This is a genomic window from Streptomyces sp. NPDC104367, from assembly GCF_055583825.1.
On record NZ_JBVJND010000001.1, the window covers coordinates 609964 to 625588 of the forward strand.

The following is a 15625-nucleotide window of genomic DNA, read 5'->3' on the forward strand; positions in this document are numbered from 1 at the left end:
ACAGATTCCGTGGAGATTACGGAGCCGGAACTTACTCCACCGTAGGGATTCTGTCCGGCCCTTCCCCATGTGAGCGTATTTTCCGAACAGGAACGCGGCCGTACGGGAGCAATGCTCGTTTTCGCACCCCCCTCCCGAACGGTCTTCCGGTGGGGTAGCTTTCACGGCGCTGTGCGGAGCGTCACCAGCGAGACTGTGGAGCGAGAGGCGGGGAGCGGGGTTTGCGCGAGTTCACCAACCCGCCGTCGGCGTCGGCACCGCCGCCGGTCGGCGGCCTGGCCGACTGCGTGTTCGAGCATGCCCAGAAGGACCCGCTGCATGTCGCGCTGGGCCGCAAGGACGAGCTCGGCCAGTGGCGTGACGTGACCTCCGCCGAGTTCCGCGACGAGGTCCTGGCGCTCGCCAAGGGGCTGCTCGCGCGAGGCGTCCGGTTCGGCGACCGGGTCGCGATCATGTCCCGCACCCGGTACGAGTGGACGCTGTTCGACTTCGCGCTGTGGACGGTCGGCGCCCAGGTGGTGCCGGTGTACCCGACCTCGTCGGCCGAGCAGTGCTTCTGGATGCTGTACGACGCCGAGTGCACGGCGGCGGTCGTGGAGCACGAGGACCACGCGATGACGATCGCCACCGTCATCGACCGGCTGCCGCGGCTGCGCCAGCTGTGGCAGCTGGACTCGGGCGCGGTGCAGGAGCTGTACGACGCCGGGGCGCACCTGGAGGACGCGGTCGTGCACCGGCACCGGGAGGCGGTCACCCCGGACTCGATCGCGACGATCATCTACACCTCGGGCACCACGGGCCGTCCGAAGGGCTGCGTCCTGTCGCACGGGAACTTCATGTTCGAGGCGGACACGGTCGTCGCGCGCTGGGAGTCGGTGTTCCGCGCCAAGAAGGGCGAGGAGGTCTCCACCCTGCTCTTCCTGCCCCTCGCGCACGTCTTCGGGCGCATGGTGGAGGTGGCCGCGATCCGGCACGGCGTCCGTTTCGGCCACCAGCCGCAGCTGCACGCGGCCGCGCTGCTGCCCGATCTGGCCGCGTTCCGGCCGACGTTCATCCTGGCCGTGCCGTACATCTTCGAGAAGGTGTTCAACGCGGCGCGGCGCAAGGCGGAGAAGGAGGGCAAGGGCGGGCCGTTCGAGAAGGCCGTCGAGATCGCGGTGAAGTACGCGGACGCGGTCGAGGCCAAGGCGTGGGGCACCGGTCCCGGGCCGTCGGCGGGGCTGCGCATGCAGCACCAGCTCTTCGACAAGCTCGTCTACGCCAAGGTCCGCACCGCGATGGGCGGCCGCATCCGCAACGCCATGTCCGGCGGCTCGGGGATGGACCGCAGGCTCGGTCTGTTCTTCGCCGGCGCGGGTGTGCACATCTACGAGGGCTACGGACTGACCGAGTCCACGGCGGCCGCGACCGCGAACCCGCCCGAGCTCACCCGCTACGGCACGGTCGGCCAGGCCATCCCGGGCACGACCGTGCACATCGCGGACGACGGGGAGATCTGGCTGAACGGCGGCAACGTCTTCCAGGGCTACCTGAACAACCAGAAGGCGACCGACGCCACCCTGCACGACGGCTGGCTGGCCACCGGCGACCTGGGCTCCCTGGACGAGGACGGCTATCTGACCATCACCGGCCGCAAGAAGGAGATCCTGGTGACCTCCGGCGGCAAGAGCGTCTCCCCCGGTGTGCTGGAGGAGCGGGTGCGGGACCATCCGCTGGTCAGCCAGTGCATAGTCGTCGGCAACGACCGCCCCTACATCGCCGCCCTGGTCACCCTCGACACCGAGGCGGTCGAGCACTGGCTGGCGATGCGCGGCAAGGCGCGGATGCCGGCGTCCCAGCTGGTGCGCGACGCCGATCTGGAGGCCGAGGTGCGGCGGGCGGTGGTGGCCGCCAACACCCTCGTCTCGCAGGCCGAGTCGATCCGCACGTTCCGCATCCTGGCCCAGCCCTTCACCGAGGAACACGGCCTGCTGACGCCGTCGTTGAAACTCAAGCGCAAGGCGATCGAGAACGCCTACGCCAACGAGGTCGAGGCCCTCTACCGGGCCTGACGGATGTTTCCGGCCAATCTCGGCACGGCGGGGCCCGCCCGGTGGCCACTTCCGGCGGATTGCCCGGTCAGGAATGCATCGCGGCCGGTGATCGTTGACGATGGGAGTACCACCTGTCGACAACCTAAGGATCGAGAGCTCGTGACCAGCAAGGTCCCCCCGAAAATCCTCAACAACGGCGTCGAGATGCCGCAGCTGGGCTTCGGCGTCTGGCAGGTGCCGGACGACGAGGCCGAGCGGGCCGTCGCCACGGCACTGGAGGCCGGGTACCGCAGCATCGACACAGCGGCGATCTACGGCAACGAAGAGGGCACCGGCAAGGCCATCGCCGCCTCCGGCCTGCCCCGTGAGGACATCTTCGTCACCACCAAGCTCTGGAACTCCGACCAGGGGTACGACGCCACACTGCGCGCGTTCGACACCTCGCTGGCGAAGCTGGGCCTGGAGTACCTGGACCTGTACCTGATCCACTGGCCGCTGCCGGCCCGGGACAAGTACACCGACACCTACAAGGCGTTCGAGAAGCTGTACGCCGACGGCCGCGTCAGGGCGATCGGCGTCTCCAACTTCGTCCCGGAGCACCTGGAGCGGCTGATCGAACAGACGTCGGTCATCCCGGCCGTCAACCAGATCGAGCTGCACCCGCACCTCCAGCAGCGCGCCGCCCGCGAACTGCACGAGGAGCAGGGCATCGCCACCGAGGCCTGGTCGCCGCTCGGCCAGGGCAAGGGGCTGCTGGAGGTACCGGCGATCGTCGCGATCGCGCAGAAGCACAACCGCACCCCCGCCCAGGTCGTGCTGCGCTGGCACCTCCAGCTGGGCAACGTGGTGATCCCCAAGTCCGTGACGCCGTCCCGGATCAAGGAGAACATCGAGGTGTTCGACTTCAGCCTGGACACCGAGGACCTCGCCGCGATCAGCGCGCTCAACGAGGACCGGCGGCTGGGTCCGGACCCGGCCACCTTCGACGTGGGCTGAGCCAGGACGCACCGTGTGAGGGCCGTCCCGCCGCGCCCGCGGCAGGGCGGCCCTCAGGTGTCGGCGGGCCGGGCCGCTCAGCCAGGGTGCACGTCCGCGTGGACGACCTCGAACTCCTCCAGCCCGACCACGGTCACCCGCGCCTTCGCGGCGTCCGCGCGCCGGGCCGCCGCCTGGCCGCCGCGCGAGGCGGCCATCGAGGCGCGGTCGACGAAGAGCGCGCCGACCACACCGCGCCCCCGCTCCCGGTCGACGAACAGGGAGCACCGGGCGAAGCCGGGCAGCGCTTCGAGCCGGGGTACCGCCGAGGCCCGGAACGTCTCGGCGAACAGGTCCGCGTCGGCGGGGTCGAACTCCACCCGGGTGGAGCGCAGGCCGCCGCCCGCCCTCGGCATCTGCACCGAGTGGAAGACGGCCACCTCGTAGTTCTCGACGGCCACGGTGCCCGCGAACGGTTCCAGCATCGGCCCGCGCCGCTCGCGCATCACCTGGTCGCTGTTGCGGCGGGCCGCCTCGGAACCCCACCAGCTCACCGCGAGCAGCTTGCCCAGCTCCCGGTCGACGAAGACGCCGGCGCCCCGGTACTCGGGGCGGTCCTCCAGCAGACCGCGCCCCTCGCTGTTGAGGGCCCTGACGGCGGATTCGACCCGCGTCGGATCACCGGTGACGTAGACCGAGCGTACGAACATGACCCCTCGCCTCCCAGGGGCCACCGGAGCCACCGCTCAACCCCCGCACGGCCCCTGCGCATATGTCTGGAATGTTCTGCCCCACCAGTGTTCCCCGGGGTACATGTCACCGCAATGCGCGACACATCGCCGACTTCGCGGCCCGAGGGTTGACGCGAACATGTAGCCGGGGTCACCTTGTAGCGCACCCGGTAAGGAAACTTTCCTAACAGAAGGGCACCCCCCACAGTGCGCATCCGAACACTGACCCTCGCCGCGGCCTCCGGGGCCGCGCTGCTCGCCGCCGGAGTGCTCCCCGCGAGCGCGTCCGGCACCCCGAGATCCGCCCGGGAGGGCTCGGTCGGCGCGGCGGACCTGCTCGCCGCGGTGACGTCCTGCACGCAGATCTCCAACGGCACGTACCGGACCGACGACGAGGCGTCGGCCACGGTCCCGGTCTGCGGCAAGAACGGCGCGGTCTTCTGGAAGGCCGACATGGACATCGACTGCGACGGCCGGCGCACCACCGCCTGCAACGAGGACAGCGACCCCTGGTACCAGGAGGACACCGCGTTCCACCAGTCCGACGGCAAGGCGCTGAAGGCCGAGTCGCTGCCCTACGTCGTGGTGCCCGGTGCCGGCGACATCTGGGACTACGCCGGCGCCGGCATCAAGGGCGGCGGGGTGGTGGCCGTGATCTACGGCGACAGGGTGGAGTACGCGGTGGTCGGCGACACCGGCCCCACGAAGATCATCGGCGAGGCCTCGTACGCCACCGCCAAGGCGCTCGGCATCGACCCCGACCCGGCGACCGGCGGCGTCGACTCCGGCGTGACCTACATCCTCTTCAAGAACTCCAAGGTCTCCCCCATCGAGAGCCACAGCGCGGCGGTGACCCTCGGCGACCAGCTGGCGAAGCAGTTCCTGGCCGACAACTGACCGGTCCCCGGAGCGGCGGAACGGCCCGGCACCACGGGGTGCCGGGCCGTCGGGCCGTCCCGGGACGACGGCTGTTCTCCGCGAGCCCGGTCACCGGCCCACCCGGTGACGCCGTCTGTCCCGGACCGGCGCTAGACGGGCCGTACCGCCGTGTGGACCGTCCGGACGCCGAGGACGAACACGTCGGGCCTGCGGTGCACGCTCGCCGGGTCGGCCGGGTCCAGCAGGCGGTCCAGGGTGGCGTGGTCCTCGGCGTCGAGCTCGTCGGCGACCGTGTCGCGCAGCCGGGTGAGGATCTCGGCGACATAGGCGCGGGCCCGCTCGGAGGCGGGGGCGGGCAGGTCGACGAGGAAGCTGCGGGTGCGGGCGTGCTTGAGCCCGGCGGCGGCCAGCAGGGCGGGCCAGTCCTCGGTCTCGGTGACCGAGCCCGGCAGCTCGGCGCGCATCCGCGCGAACCACTCCTCCTGGAGCGCGTCCAGCCGGGCCTGGAGTCCGGGCCGGCCGATGCCGATGTCACGGGGCAGGAAGCGGCTGGGCAGGCCGCCTTCGAGGACGGCCAGGGTGCCGCCGGGGGCCAGCCGCCCGGCGAAGGCGCTCAGCGCGGCCCGCTGGTCGCCGAGGTGGTGCAGGCTGTGCCCGGCCCAGAGCAGATCCGCCGGGTAGTCCAGCTCCTCCAGGATTCCCGGGAGTTCACCGGTGAGCACACCGAAGCGGTCGGCCACGCCCTGCCGCTCGGCGCGGGCCGCGGCCCGGTCCAGCAGCGGTGCGCTGCCGTCCACCGCCAGCACCCGGGCGCCCGGGAAGACCTCGGCGAACAGACACGCCACCACCCCGGGCCCGCTGCCCGCGTCGACGATCAGCCCCGGCTCGGTGACCTCCCTGCCGAGCCATCCCAGGGCCTGCTCGTACAGGGGGGCGAAGAGCTCCGCCTGCGACTCCAGGTGACCGGCCATCTCCGCCCAGTCCAGTTCCGTGCCGGAGTGCGCGTGGGTGTGGTCGTGGGATCGCGAACGGGTGTGGGTGCGGGTGTGCCGGTCGCTGTGGTCCTGGTGGTGGTCGTGCGCCATGGGATCAGCCTCTCGTCCTGGTGCGGACAGCGTGCGCCGACGCACCGCCCGAGGGCCAGTCCCGTTGCCGTTGCGGCAAAAAGACATCCGCGAACGGCAAGCCGCACGGGCCCCGGCGGACACCGCGCCCCCTGCCCAGGGGGCGCGGTGCCGTGTGGACGGGCGGGCCTACAGCGGCGGGTAGGCGTTCGCCATCAGCTGCTGGAACTGGGCGGAGAACCAGTGCCCGGACAGCGGCGCGTTCGGCAGGGCGCCGGACAGGCTGTTGCCGTTGCGGGCGTTGCCCGTGTACGTCGGGTCGCACATCTGGTCGAAGCCCTTGCCCTCGTCGTTCGCGATGGCGCTGCTGGAGCCGTCGGACTCACCCGGCGGCTTCATCCAGACGTAGGCGTCGATCCCGGTCGCGGGGCTGGCCTGCGGGCGCTCGCCGAGGCCGGCTCCGGACTGGTTGCACCAGTTGCCGACGTGGATCCGGCGGTCGTAGCGGCCGCCGTCGACGTACGTGTCCACGCTGGTCGTCGGTCCGGCGCCGGTGGGACGCGCGCTGCCGCCCCAGCCGTTGCGGGAGGTGTCGATCAGCATGCCGATGCCCGAGTTGAAGCCGACCGAGACCAGTTCGGTGCGGAAGGCCTGGGCGAAGGACAGCTCGTCGACGTAGCGGTTCCAGTCCACCCACTTGGACTGGCGGACGGAGGTGCCGTTCACCGTGTCGTTGATGGTGAAGTTGTCCTCCTTCAGGGCGCTGTAGTTGGCCGTGTTGGTGATGAAGCCCTGGACGTCGTCGACGGTCGCGCCCTCGGCGTTGGCGGCCTGGTAGAAGAGGTTCGCGGCGGGGGCGAAGTTGTCGTCCCAGCCGAGCCAGCCGTGGTGGCCGGCGTCGAGGTAGTTGTAGACGTTCGGGATCGCGCCCAGCTTGGCCAGCGCGTAGCCGACGCCCTTCACGTAGTTGCCGTTGGCGAGCATGGTGTCGCAGTTGGCGGTGGCGGTGGCCCGGCTGCCGGTGTTGGTGACCAGGTTGGGCAGCGAGTCGATCTCGATGGTGGTGACGATCCGCAGCGAGGCGTACTTGCTGTCGGACAGGATCGCGGCGATCGGGTCGATGAAGTCGCTCTTGTACTTGTCGATCTCCGTCGCGCCGAGTTCGCCGTTGGAGGCGAGGGCCGCGCAGTCACGCCCCGGCAGGTCGTAGACGACCAGCTGGACGACCTCCTCGCCGCTGCCCTGCTGGGTCAGGGCCGCGTCCAGGTGGTCGCGCAGGCCCATGCCGCCGTCGACGCCGTCGATCGCGGCGATGCGGTCGAGCCAGACGCCGGTGGGCTGGCTGGAGATCCGGCTGCCGCCCGTCTCGGCGGCGGCCTTGGCCGACCACTCCGGGTTCACGTACACCTTGGCGCCGGAGTACGGGTTGTCGACCCGCGTGTCGGTGCCGCCTCCCCCGCCGCCGCCCCCGCCGCTGCTGCCGTCGTCGACGTTGCAGGTGACGCCGTCGAGGGTGAAGGCGGTCGGCACCGCGTTGGTGCCGCTGTAGGACCCGTTGAAGCCGAAGCTGACCGAACCGCCGGTAGCCAGCGTGCCGTTGTAGGTCTCGTTGCTCGCGGTGACGGCGGTGCCGCTCTGGGACAGCTTGGTGTTCCAGTAGCTGGTCACCTTCTGGTTCCCGGCGTAGGACCAGTTCACCGCCCAGCTCGACTTGGCGGCCGAGTTGTTGGTGATGGTGACGGCGGCGGTGAAGCCGGAGCCCCAGTCGTTCTGGATCTTGTAGTCGACGGTACAGGGCACCGCGGAGATCGCCGCCTCGGAGGAGGGGGTCGCGGCGAGGGCGGGTCCCGAGACCCCGGCGACGAGCGCCAGGGCGGCGAGTACCGCTGTTCTGGTACGGCTCATGAGTGCGGGTTTCCTTCTTCCTCGGTGGACGTGCTTACGGGTTGATGGCCTGCAGGTGGTCGCGCAGCCCGACGCCGTACGCCGTGGGCGTACCGGTGTAGTCGGAGATCAGGGACGGGCCGGAGGAGCAGTCCCAGGTGTTCCAGGTCCAGCCCAGGTAGGACAGGTCACGGTCGTCGAACCACTTCATGACCTGGTCCACGAACGCGTGCGAGCAGGTGTTCTCGCCGATCTCCCCCGCGACCAGCGGCACCTGGGCCGCGACCGGGGCGAGGGTGGAGTTCCAGCAGCTCTCGCCGGCACAGGTGTTGAAGTTGTAGACGTGGTAGGCGGCGACGAGATTGCCCGCCGGGTCGGTGGGCCGGTAGGTCAGCCACTGGCTGAGGTCGTTGGAGTAGGCCAGCCCGCCGATCATGATGACGTTCTGGGCGCCGGCGTCCCGGACGGCGTCCACCAGGTCCTGCATGCCGGCGACCTCGTAGCCGATCCCCGAGCAGGTGCCGCCGTCCCGCCAGCACTCCCAGGCCTGGGTGGTGGTGGCGGTCGCCCGGTCCGGGTAGGGCTCGTTGAACAGGTCGAACACGGCCGCCGGGTCGTCCTTGAAGGTGCCGGCCACCGAGGACCAGAAGGACGGGGTGTACTGGGCGTCGGGCATCGGCTTCTGGCAGGTGGCGTGGACGTCGGAGCAGCCCGCCGAGTTGCCGGTGTACTGGCCGTAGGACCAGTGGAGTTCGAGGATCGGCGTCATGCCGAACGACTCCACGCGGGCCACCAGCTCCTTGACGGCGTCGATGTAGTTGGCGCCCGCGTACTCGGACTTGACGTTGGACAGGCCGAGCCAGCACTCCTCGTTGAGCGGGATGCGGACCGCGTTGGCCTTCCAGTCGGCGATCGCCTTGATCGCCGCGTCGTCCACGGGTCCGTCCCAGATCCCGTAGCCCTGCACGCACATGAACTCGCCACCGGAGCGGTTCACGCCGAGGAGGCGGTGGGCCGTCCCGTCGGCGTCCACGAGCTCGGTACCGGAGACGTGCAGGGCGGGAGCCGTCCCGGTGGCGGGCGGCTCGGTCGGGGTCGGAGTCGGGGTCGGCTCCGTGTCGACGTTGCAGGTGGTGCCGTTGAGCGTGAAGGCCGCCGGTACGGCGTTGCTCCCCGACCAGGAGCCGAGGAAGCCGGCGCTGACGCTCGCACCGGTGGCCAGGGAGCCGTTCCAGCTCTCGTTCGCGGCGGTGACCGCCGTACCGGACTGGGACCACTTGGCGTTCCAGCCCTGGGTGACCTTCTGGCCGCCCGTGAAGTCGAAGCCAAGGCTCCAACTGCTCATGGCGGCCATGTTGTTGGTGATGGTCACGGAGCCCTGGAAGCCGGTGTCCCACTGGCTCGTGACCGCGTACTCGACCGTGCACGCAGGTGTGGCGCCGGACGCCGACACCACCGGCACCAGCGCGGACCCGACGAGGGCGACCGCACCGGTGACGGCTAAAAGAACTGAACGCGGGGGGTGTCGCATGAGCGACTCCTTGCAGCTCGGGCGCGTCGTGACGGACGCGTCGACTGAACGGAATCGCTCCCACTGGTGCGAAGGAAGGTAGCGCCAAGTGACGGCAAAGAACAGAGGAGTTGCTTGACTTTTCCGAGGCGGGATCCGTCGAATCTTTTCGACTCTTCAACCTCCTTGACCGAACCATGCCACGTCTCCACTATGGGAGCGCTCCCACTGGTTCAAGCCTTGACTTCTTCCCCGAGCCGCAAGCGCAAGGAGGAACCAGCACATGCATCCCGCACACCCCCAAGGTCCCGGGAGGAGGCGCAGAGCCGTGCGGCGGTTGTGGACCGCCGTCGTCGCGGCCCTCGCCCTGCCGCTGTCGATGCTCGCGACCGGAACGACCCCCGCCCAGGCGGCGACCGTCCAGTGCAGCGTGGACTACACGACCAACGACTGGGGCACCGGCTTCACCGCCGACCTCACCCTCACCAACCGCGGTACGGACGCGATCAGCGGCTGGACGCTGACCTACGCGTACACCGGCAACCAGAAGCTGTCCAACGGCTGGAACGGCACCTGGTCCCAGTCCGGCACCTCGGTCACCGTGCAGAACGCGTCGTACAACGGCACCATCGCGGCGGGCGCGGCGGTGTCGACGGGCGCGCAGTTCTCGTACAGCGGCACGAACACGGCGCCGACCTCCTTCGCGGTCAACGGCACGACCTGCGCCGGCGCGCACCAGCCGCCGGTCACCGTGCTGACCAGCCCGGCCGCGGGCGCGGTCTACACCCAGGGCGACGCGATCCCGCTGGCGGCGACCGCGGCGGCGGCCGACGGCGCGACCATCAGCAAGATGGAGTTCTACGACGACACCACCCTGCTGGGGACGGACACCTCGTCGCCGTACTCGCTCTCGGTCTCCAGTTTGACCGTGGGCAGTCATTCTCTGGTGGCGAAGGCGTACGACAGCCTGGGCGCGTCCGCCTCCTCGACCCCGGTCGGCATCACGGTGGCCTCGGGTCCGGCGGTGGTCGCCTCGCCCACCCAGCTGGGCGTCCAGCAGAGCGCGACCGGCACCTTCGGGGTGAGCCTGTCGAAGCAGCCGAGCGCCAGTGTGACGGTCTCCGTGGCCCGCACGGCCGGCAACACCGGGCTCTCGGTGAGCGCCGGGGCGTCGCTGACCTTCACGCCGTCCAACTGGAGCACCGCGCAGAACGTGACCGTCGCCGCGGACTCCGCCGGCACCGGCACAGCCACCTTCACGGCGTCGTCGAGCGGCTACACGAGCGCGACGGTCACCGTGACGGAGCTGGCCGCGTCGAACACGTACGACGCGCGCTTCCTGGACCTCTACGGGAAGATCACCGACCCGGCCAGCGGCTACTTCTCGCCCGAGGGCATCCCCTACCACTCGGTCGAGACGCTGATCGTCGAGGCCCCGGACCAGGGCCACGAGACCACGTCCGAGGCGTACAGCTACCTTCTCTGGCTGCAGGCCATGTACGGCAAGGTCACCGGCGACTGGTCCCAGTTCAACGGCGCGTGGGACCTCATGGAGAAGTACATGATCCCGACCCACGCCGACCAGCCGACCAACTCGTTCTACAACGCGTCCAAACCGGCCACGTACGCACCGGAGCTGGACACGCCGAACGAGTACCCGGCGGCGCTGGACACGTCGGTGTCGGTGGGCTCGGACCCGATCGCCTCGGAGCTGAAGAGCGCCTACGGCACGGACGACGTGTACGGCATGCACTGGCTGGAGGACGTCGACAACGTCTACGGCTACGGCGACACGCCGGGCGGTTCGTGCGAGGCGGGTCCCACCGCGGACGGGCCGTCGTACATCAACACCTTCCAGCGCGGTGCGCAGGAGTCGGTGTGGGAGACGGTTCCGCAGCCGACCTGCGACGCCTTCAAGTACGGCGGGACCAACGGGTATCTGGACCTGTTCACCGGTGACTCGTCCTACGCCAAGCAGTGGAAGTACACGGACGCCCCGGACGCCGACGCGCGTGCGGTGCAGGCCGCGTACTGGGCGGACGTGTGGGCCAAGGAGCAGGGCAAGGGCGGCGACGTCTCCGCCACCGTGGGCAAGGCGGCGAAGATGGGCGACTATCTGCGCTACGCCATGTACGACAAGTACTTCAAGAAGATCGGCAACTGCGTGGGGCCGACGACCTGCGCGGCCGGCACCGGCAAGGACGCCTCGGACTACCTGCTCTCCTGGTACTACGCCTGGGGCGGCGCGACCGACACCAGCGCGGGCTGGGCGTGGCGGATCGGGTCGAGCCATGTGCACGGCGGCTACCAGAACCCGCTGGCGGCCTACGCGTTGAGCTCGTACGCCGACCTGAAGCCCAAGTCGGCGACGGGGGCGACGGACTGGGGCACGTCCCTGACCCGGCAGCTGGAGTTCTACCGCTGGCTGCAGTCCTCGGAGGGCGCCATCGCCGGTGGCGCGACCAACAGCTGGCAGGGGCGGTACGCGAGCCCGCCGTCGGGTACGTCGACGTTCTACGGCATGTACTACGACTGGGAGCCGGTCTACCACGACCCGCCGTCCAACCAGTGGTTCGGCTTCCAGGCCTGGTCGATGGAGCGGGTCGCCGAGTACTACCAGCAGACCGGCAACGCCACCGCCAAGACGGTCCTGGACAAGTGGGTGGCGTGGGCGCTGTCCAAGACCACGGTCAATCCGGACGGCACGTACCTGATCCCGTCCACGCTCCAGTGGTCGGGCCAGCCCGACACCTGGAACGCGTCGAGTCCCGGCTCCAACAGCGGACTTCATGTCACCGTCGCCGACTACACCGACGACGTGGGCGTGGCGGCCGCGTACGCCAAGACGCTGACGTACTACGCCGCCAGGTCCGGTGACGCTACGGCGAAGTCGACGGCCAAGGCGCTGCTCGACGGCATGTGGGACAACTACCAGGACAGCCTGGGGATCGCGGTGCCGGAGACGCGGGCCGACTACAACCGCTTCGACGACACGGTGTACGTCCCCAGCGGCTGGAGCGGGACGATGCCGAACGGGGACGCGGTCAACTCGTCCTCGACGTTCGCCTCGTTGCGGAGCTTCTACAAGAACGACCCCGCGTGGTCGAAGATCGAGAGCTACCTGGCGGGCGGGGCCGCGCCCGTCTTCACGTACCACCGGTTCTGGGCTCAGGCGGACATCGCCCTGGCCATGGGTTCGTACGCGGAGCTGCTGGAGTAGTCCAGCTGCGGGTTCGTCGTGGCTGGTCGCGCAGTTCCCCGCGCCCCCGAAGGGGCGCCGCGGGCCGGCCGCGCTTCAAGAGAACCGTCGCCGGGGCGCCCCCACCCGCACTGGGGGTGACCCGGCGACTCGCGCCCCTGCCGGAAAGCGCTTGCCAACCCCCTCCCGGAAAGGATCCCCCGTGCGAAGAACCCGTATCCTCACCGCCGTTCTCGCCCTCGCGGCCGGGCTGCTCGCCGGCACCCCGCCCGCACTCGCCACCACCCAGCGGGTGGCGCTCGCCGCCGACACGTACACCTGGAGCAACGCCCGGATCGACGGTGGCGGATTCGTCCCCGGCATCGTGTTCAACCGCTCGGAGAAGAACCTCGCCTACGCCCGCACCGACATCGGAGGCGCCTACCGCTGGTCGGAGTCGACGCAGAGGTGGACGCCGCTGCTGGACTCGGTCGGCTGGGACGACTGGGGGCACACCGGGGTCGTGAGCCTGGCCTCCGACTCCGTCGACCCGGACAAGGTGTACGCGGCCGTCGGGACGTACACCAACAGCTGGGACCCGACCGACGGCGCGGTGCTGCGCTCCTCTGACCGGGGCGCCAGCTGGCAGAAGACGGACCTGCCGTTCAAGCTGGGCGGCAACATGCCGGGCCGCGGCATGGGCGAGCGGCTGGCGGTCGACCCGAACAAGGACAGCGTGCTGTACCTGGGCGCGCCGAGCGGCAAGGGGCTGTGGCGGTCGACCGACTCGGGGGTGACCTGGTCGCAGGTCGCGAACTTCCCCAACGTCGGCAACTATGTGCAGGATTCGACCGACACCACCGGCTACGCCTCCGACAACCAGGGCATCGTGTGGGTCACCTTCGACGAGTCGACCGGCACGTCGGGCACGGCGACGAAGACGATCTACGTCGGGGTCGCCGACAAGGACAACGCGGTGTACCGCTCGACGGACGCGGGCGCCACCTGGAGCCGGCTGGCCGGTCAGCCCACCGGCTACCTCGCCCACAAGGGCGTGCTGGACGCCCGGAACGGCTACCTCTACCTGGCCTACAGCGACAAGGGCGGCCCGTACGACGGCGGCAAGGGACAGCTGTGGCGGTACGCGACGGCGACCGGCACCTGGACGGACATCAGCCCGGTCGCGGAGGCGGACACCTACTACGGGTTCAGCGGCCTGACCGTCGACCGGCAGCACCCCGGCACCGTCATGGCCACCGCCTACAGCTCCTGGTGGCCGGACACCCAGATCTTCCGCTCCACGGACAGCGGGGCGACCTGGACCAGGGCGTGGGACTACACGTCGTACCCCAACCGCTCGAACCGCTACACGATCGACGTGTCGTCGTCGCCGTGGCTGACCTTCGGCGCGAATCCGTCACCGCCCGAACAGACCCCGAAACTGGGGTGGATGACGGAGTCGCTGGAGATCGACCCGTTCGACTCGGACCGGATGATGTACGGGACGGGCGCGACGCTGTACGGCACCGAGGACCTGACGAAGTGGGACAGCGGCGGCCAGTTCACCGTGAAACCCATGGTGCAGGGGCTGGAGGAGACCTCGGTCGACGACCTGGCCGCTCCCCCGTCCGGCGGCGCCCAGCTCTTCAGCGCGCTGGGTGACATCGGCGGCTTCCGGCACACGGACCTGACCAAGGTCCCGTCGATGATGTACACGTCGCCCACCTTCACGACCACCACGAGCCTGGACTTCGCCGAGTCGAACCCCGACACCGTGGTCAGGGTGGGAAATCTGGACTCCGGACCGCACATCGCGTTCTCCACGGACAACGGCGCCAACTGGTTCGCGGGCACCGACCCTTCGGGGGTGAGCGGGGGCGGTACGGTCGCCGCGGGCTCGGACGGCGGCCGGTTCGTGTGGAGTCCGGCGGGGACCGGCGTGCAGTACACGACCGGCTTCGGGTCGTCCTGGTCGGCGTCGAGCGGCATCCCGGCCGGCGCGGTCGTGGAGTCGGACCGGGTGGACCCGAAGACCTTCTACGGCTTCAAGTCCGGGACGTTCTACGTGAGTACGGACGGCGGCGCGACGTTCACGGCGTCCGCCGCGAGCGGGCTGCCGAGCGGGGACAGCGTGCGGTTCAAGGCGCTGCCCGGGACCAGGGGCGACGTGTGGCTGGCGGGCGGTGCGACGGACGGCGCGTACGGGCTGTGGCACTCCACCGACGGCGGCGCCTCCTTCACCCGGCTCAGCGGTGTCGAACAGGCCGACACCATCGGCTTCGGCAAGGCGGCGACCGGTGCCTCGTACCAGACCCTCTACACCAGCGCGAAGATCGGCGGCGTGCGCGGCATCTTCCGTTCCACGGACGCGGGCGCGAGCTGGACGCGGATCAACGACGACGCCCACCAGTGGGGTTGGACCGGCGCGGCCATCACGGGTGACCCGCGGGTCTACGGCCGGGTGTACGTCTCGACGAACGGCCGGGGCGTGATCTACGGCGACACGAGCGGAGGCGACGACGGGAGCGGCGGGGGCGGCGGCACCGATCCCACGCCGACCGGCGCCTGCGCCGTCACCTACACGATCACCAACCAGTGGTCCGGCGGCTTCCAGGCGGACGTCCGGCTGGCCAACACGGGATCGACGGCGTGGAGCGGCTGGTCGCTGGGCTGGTCCTTCCCGGACGGCCAGACGATCGGCCAGCTCTGGAACGCGGACTGGACGCAGTCCGGTGCGGCGGTGACGGCCGGCAACGTCAGCTGGAACGGCACGGTCGCGGCCGGCTCCTCGGTGTCCTTCGGCTTCACCGGGAGCTGGACCGGGTCCAACGCGAAGCCCGCGTCCTTCCGGCTGGGCGACCAGACCTGCACGGTCGCCTGACCAACGGGGGCGCGTGCCGCACCGGGCACGCGCCCCTCCCGCCGGTCCTCGGCCGCCGGTGTGCCGGAGGCGCTGTGGCCTCGGGTGCGCCGGGCGGACCGGGCCGCGCCCGTACGTCAGTTCGTGTTGCCGAGGGTGGTGCGGACCGCGAGGCGGAAGTCCTCGACCGCTCGGCGGAGGACGTGCCCGCGCTCCGCGGCCGGAGCGGCGTGCTCGGCGCTGCGGGTGGCGTCTCCCGCACGAGCGTTCTCGGCCGTCCGCCGCATGACGAGGGAGAGGACCCCGAAGGCCCGCGTGACCCGTTCGGCGACCTCCACTAGGGGGGCCGTCCCTTCGAGCACGACGACCTCGACGGCCCGGTGGACCTCGCGGGCCGACCCCGGGGTCACCCGCCGACCGGTACCCGCCACACCAGGGTCGTACCGCCGCCCGCCGGGCAGTCCCACTCCAGGCGGCCGCCGAGCTCCGCGGCGCGTTCGGCCATGTTGCC

General features: G+C 70.4%; 10 protein-coding genes. 5 read left to right on the forward strand and 5 right to left on the reverse strand.

Going from position 1 to position 15625, the window contains the following annotated elements:
• Positions 1–221 precede the first annotated feature (221 nt).
• On the forward strand, positions 222–2051 hold the full coding sequence (locus ACZ619_RS02685) for an AMP-dependent synthetase/ligase (RefSeq protein ID WP_469593218.1): 1830 nt from the start codon (positions 222–224) through the stop codon (positions 2049–2051).
• Positions 2052–2192: 141 nt separating this feature from the next.
• On the forward strand, positions 2193–3029 hold the full coding sequence (locus ACZ619_RS02690) for an aldo/keto reductase (RefSeq protein ID WP_469593220.1): 837 nt from the start codon (positions 2193–2195) through the stop codon (positions 3027–3029).
• Positions 3030–3106: 77 nt separating this feature from the next.
• On the opposite strand, the gene ACZ619_RS02695 is transcribed toward ACZ619_RS02690, so the two are convergent.
• Positions 3107–3718, reverse strand: coding sequence for a hypothetical protein (locus tag ACZ619_RS02695; protein ID WP_469593222.1), 612 nt, complete (start codon positions 3716–3718; stop codon positions 3107–3109).
• Between the two features lie 228 nt (positions 3719–3946).
• Here ACZ619_RS02695 and ACZ619_RS02700 point away from each other — a divergent pair, with 228 nt between their 5' ends.
• Positions 3947–4636, forward strand: coding sequence for a glycoside hydrolase family 75 protein (locus ACZ619_RS02700; protein ID WP_469593224.1), 690 nt, complete (start codon positions 3947–3949; stop codon positions 4634–4636).
• Between the two features lie 131 nt (positions 4637–4767).
• Here the strand turns inward: ACZ619_RS02700 and ACZ619_RS02705 are convergent, their stop codons facing one another.
• The 3 genes from ACZ619_RS02705 to ACZ619_RS02715 form a co-directional block, all read right to left on the reverse strand.
• Positions 4768–5703: a class I SAM-dependent methyltransferase gene (locus ACZ619_RS02705; protein WP_469593225.1), complete on the reverse strand. Its 936-nt coding sequence runs from the start codon at positions 5701–5703 to the stop codon at positions 4768–4770.
• Positions 5704–5871: 168 nt separating this feature from the next.
• Entirely contained in the window at positions 5872–7587 is a 1716-nt protein-coding gene (locus ACZ619_RS02710; protein ID WP_469593227.1) for a glycoside hydrolase family 6 protein, read from the reverse strand.
• A gap of 34 nt (positions 7588–7621) precedes the next feature.
• Positions 7622–9097 carry a cellulose binding domain-containing protein gene (locus ACZ619_RS02715; RefSeq protein WP_469593229.1) on the reverse strand — a complete coding sequence of 492 codons (1476 nt, stop codon included), beginning with the start codon at positions 9095–9097 and terminating at the stop codon, positions 7622–7624.
• Positions 9098–9359: 262 nt separating this feature from the next.
• Between ACZ619_RS02715 and ACZ619_RS02720 the strand changes: the two genes are divergently transcribed.
• Both ACZ619_RS02720 and ACZ619_RS02725 read left to right on the forward strand, forming a co-directional pair.
• A complete protein-coding gene (locus ACZ619_RS02720; RefSeq protein ID WP_469593231.1) occupies positions 9360–12296 on the forward strand; it encodes a glycoside hydrolase family 48 protein in 2937 nt (978 codons plus the stop codon).
• Positions 12297–12477: 181 nt separating this feature from the next.
• Positions 12478–15135 carry a cellulose binding domain-containing protein gene (locus ACZ619_RS02725; RefSeq protein ID WP_469593233.1) on the forward strand — a complete coding sequence of 886 codons (2658 nt, stop codon included), beginning with the start codon at positions 12478–12480 and terminating at the stop codon, positions 15133–15135.
• 116 nt (positions 15136–15251) lie between these two features.
• Here ACZ619_RS02725 and ACZ619_RS02730 read toward each other — a convergent pair whose 3' ends face one another.
• Positions 15252–15524, reverse strand: a complete 273-nt coding sequence (locus ACZ619_RS02730; RefSeq protein ID WP_469593235.1) for a hypothetical protein — start codon at positions 15522–15524, stop codon at positions 15252–15254.
• Positions 15525–15625 lie beyond the last annotated feature (101 nt).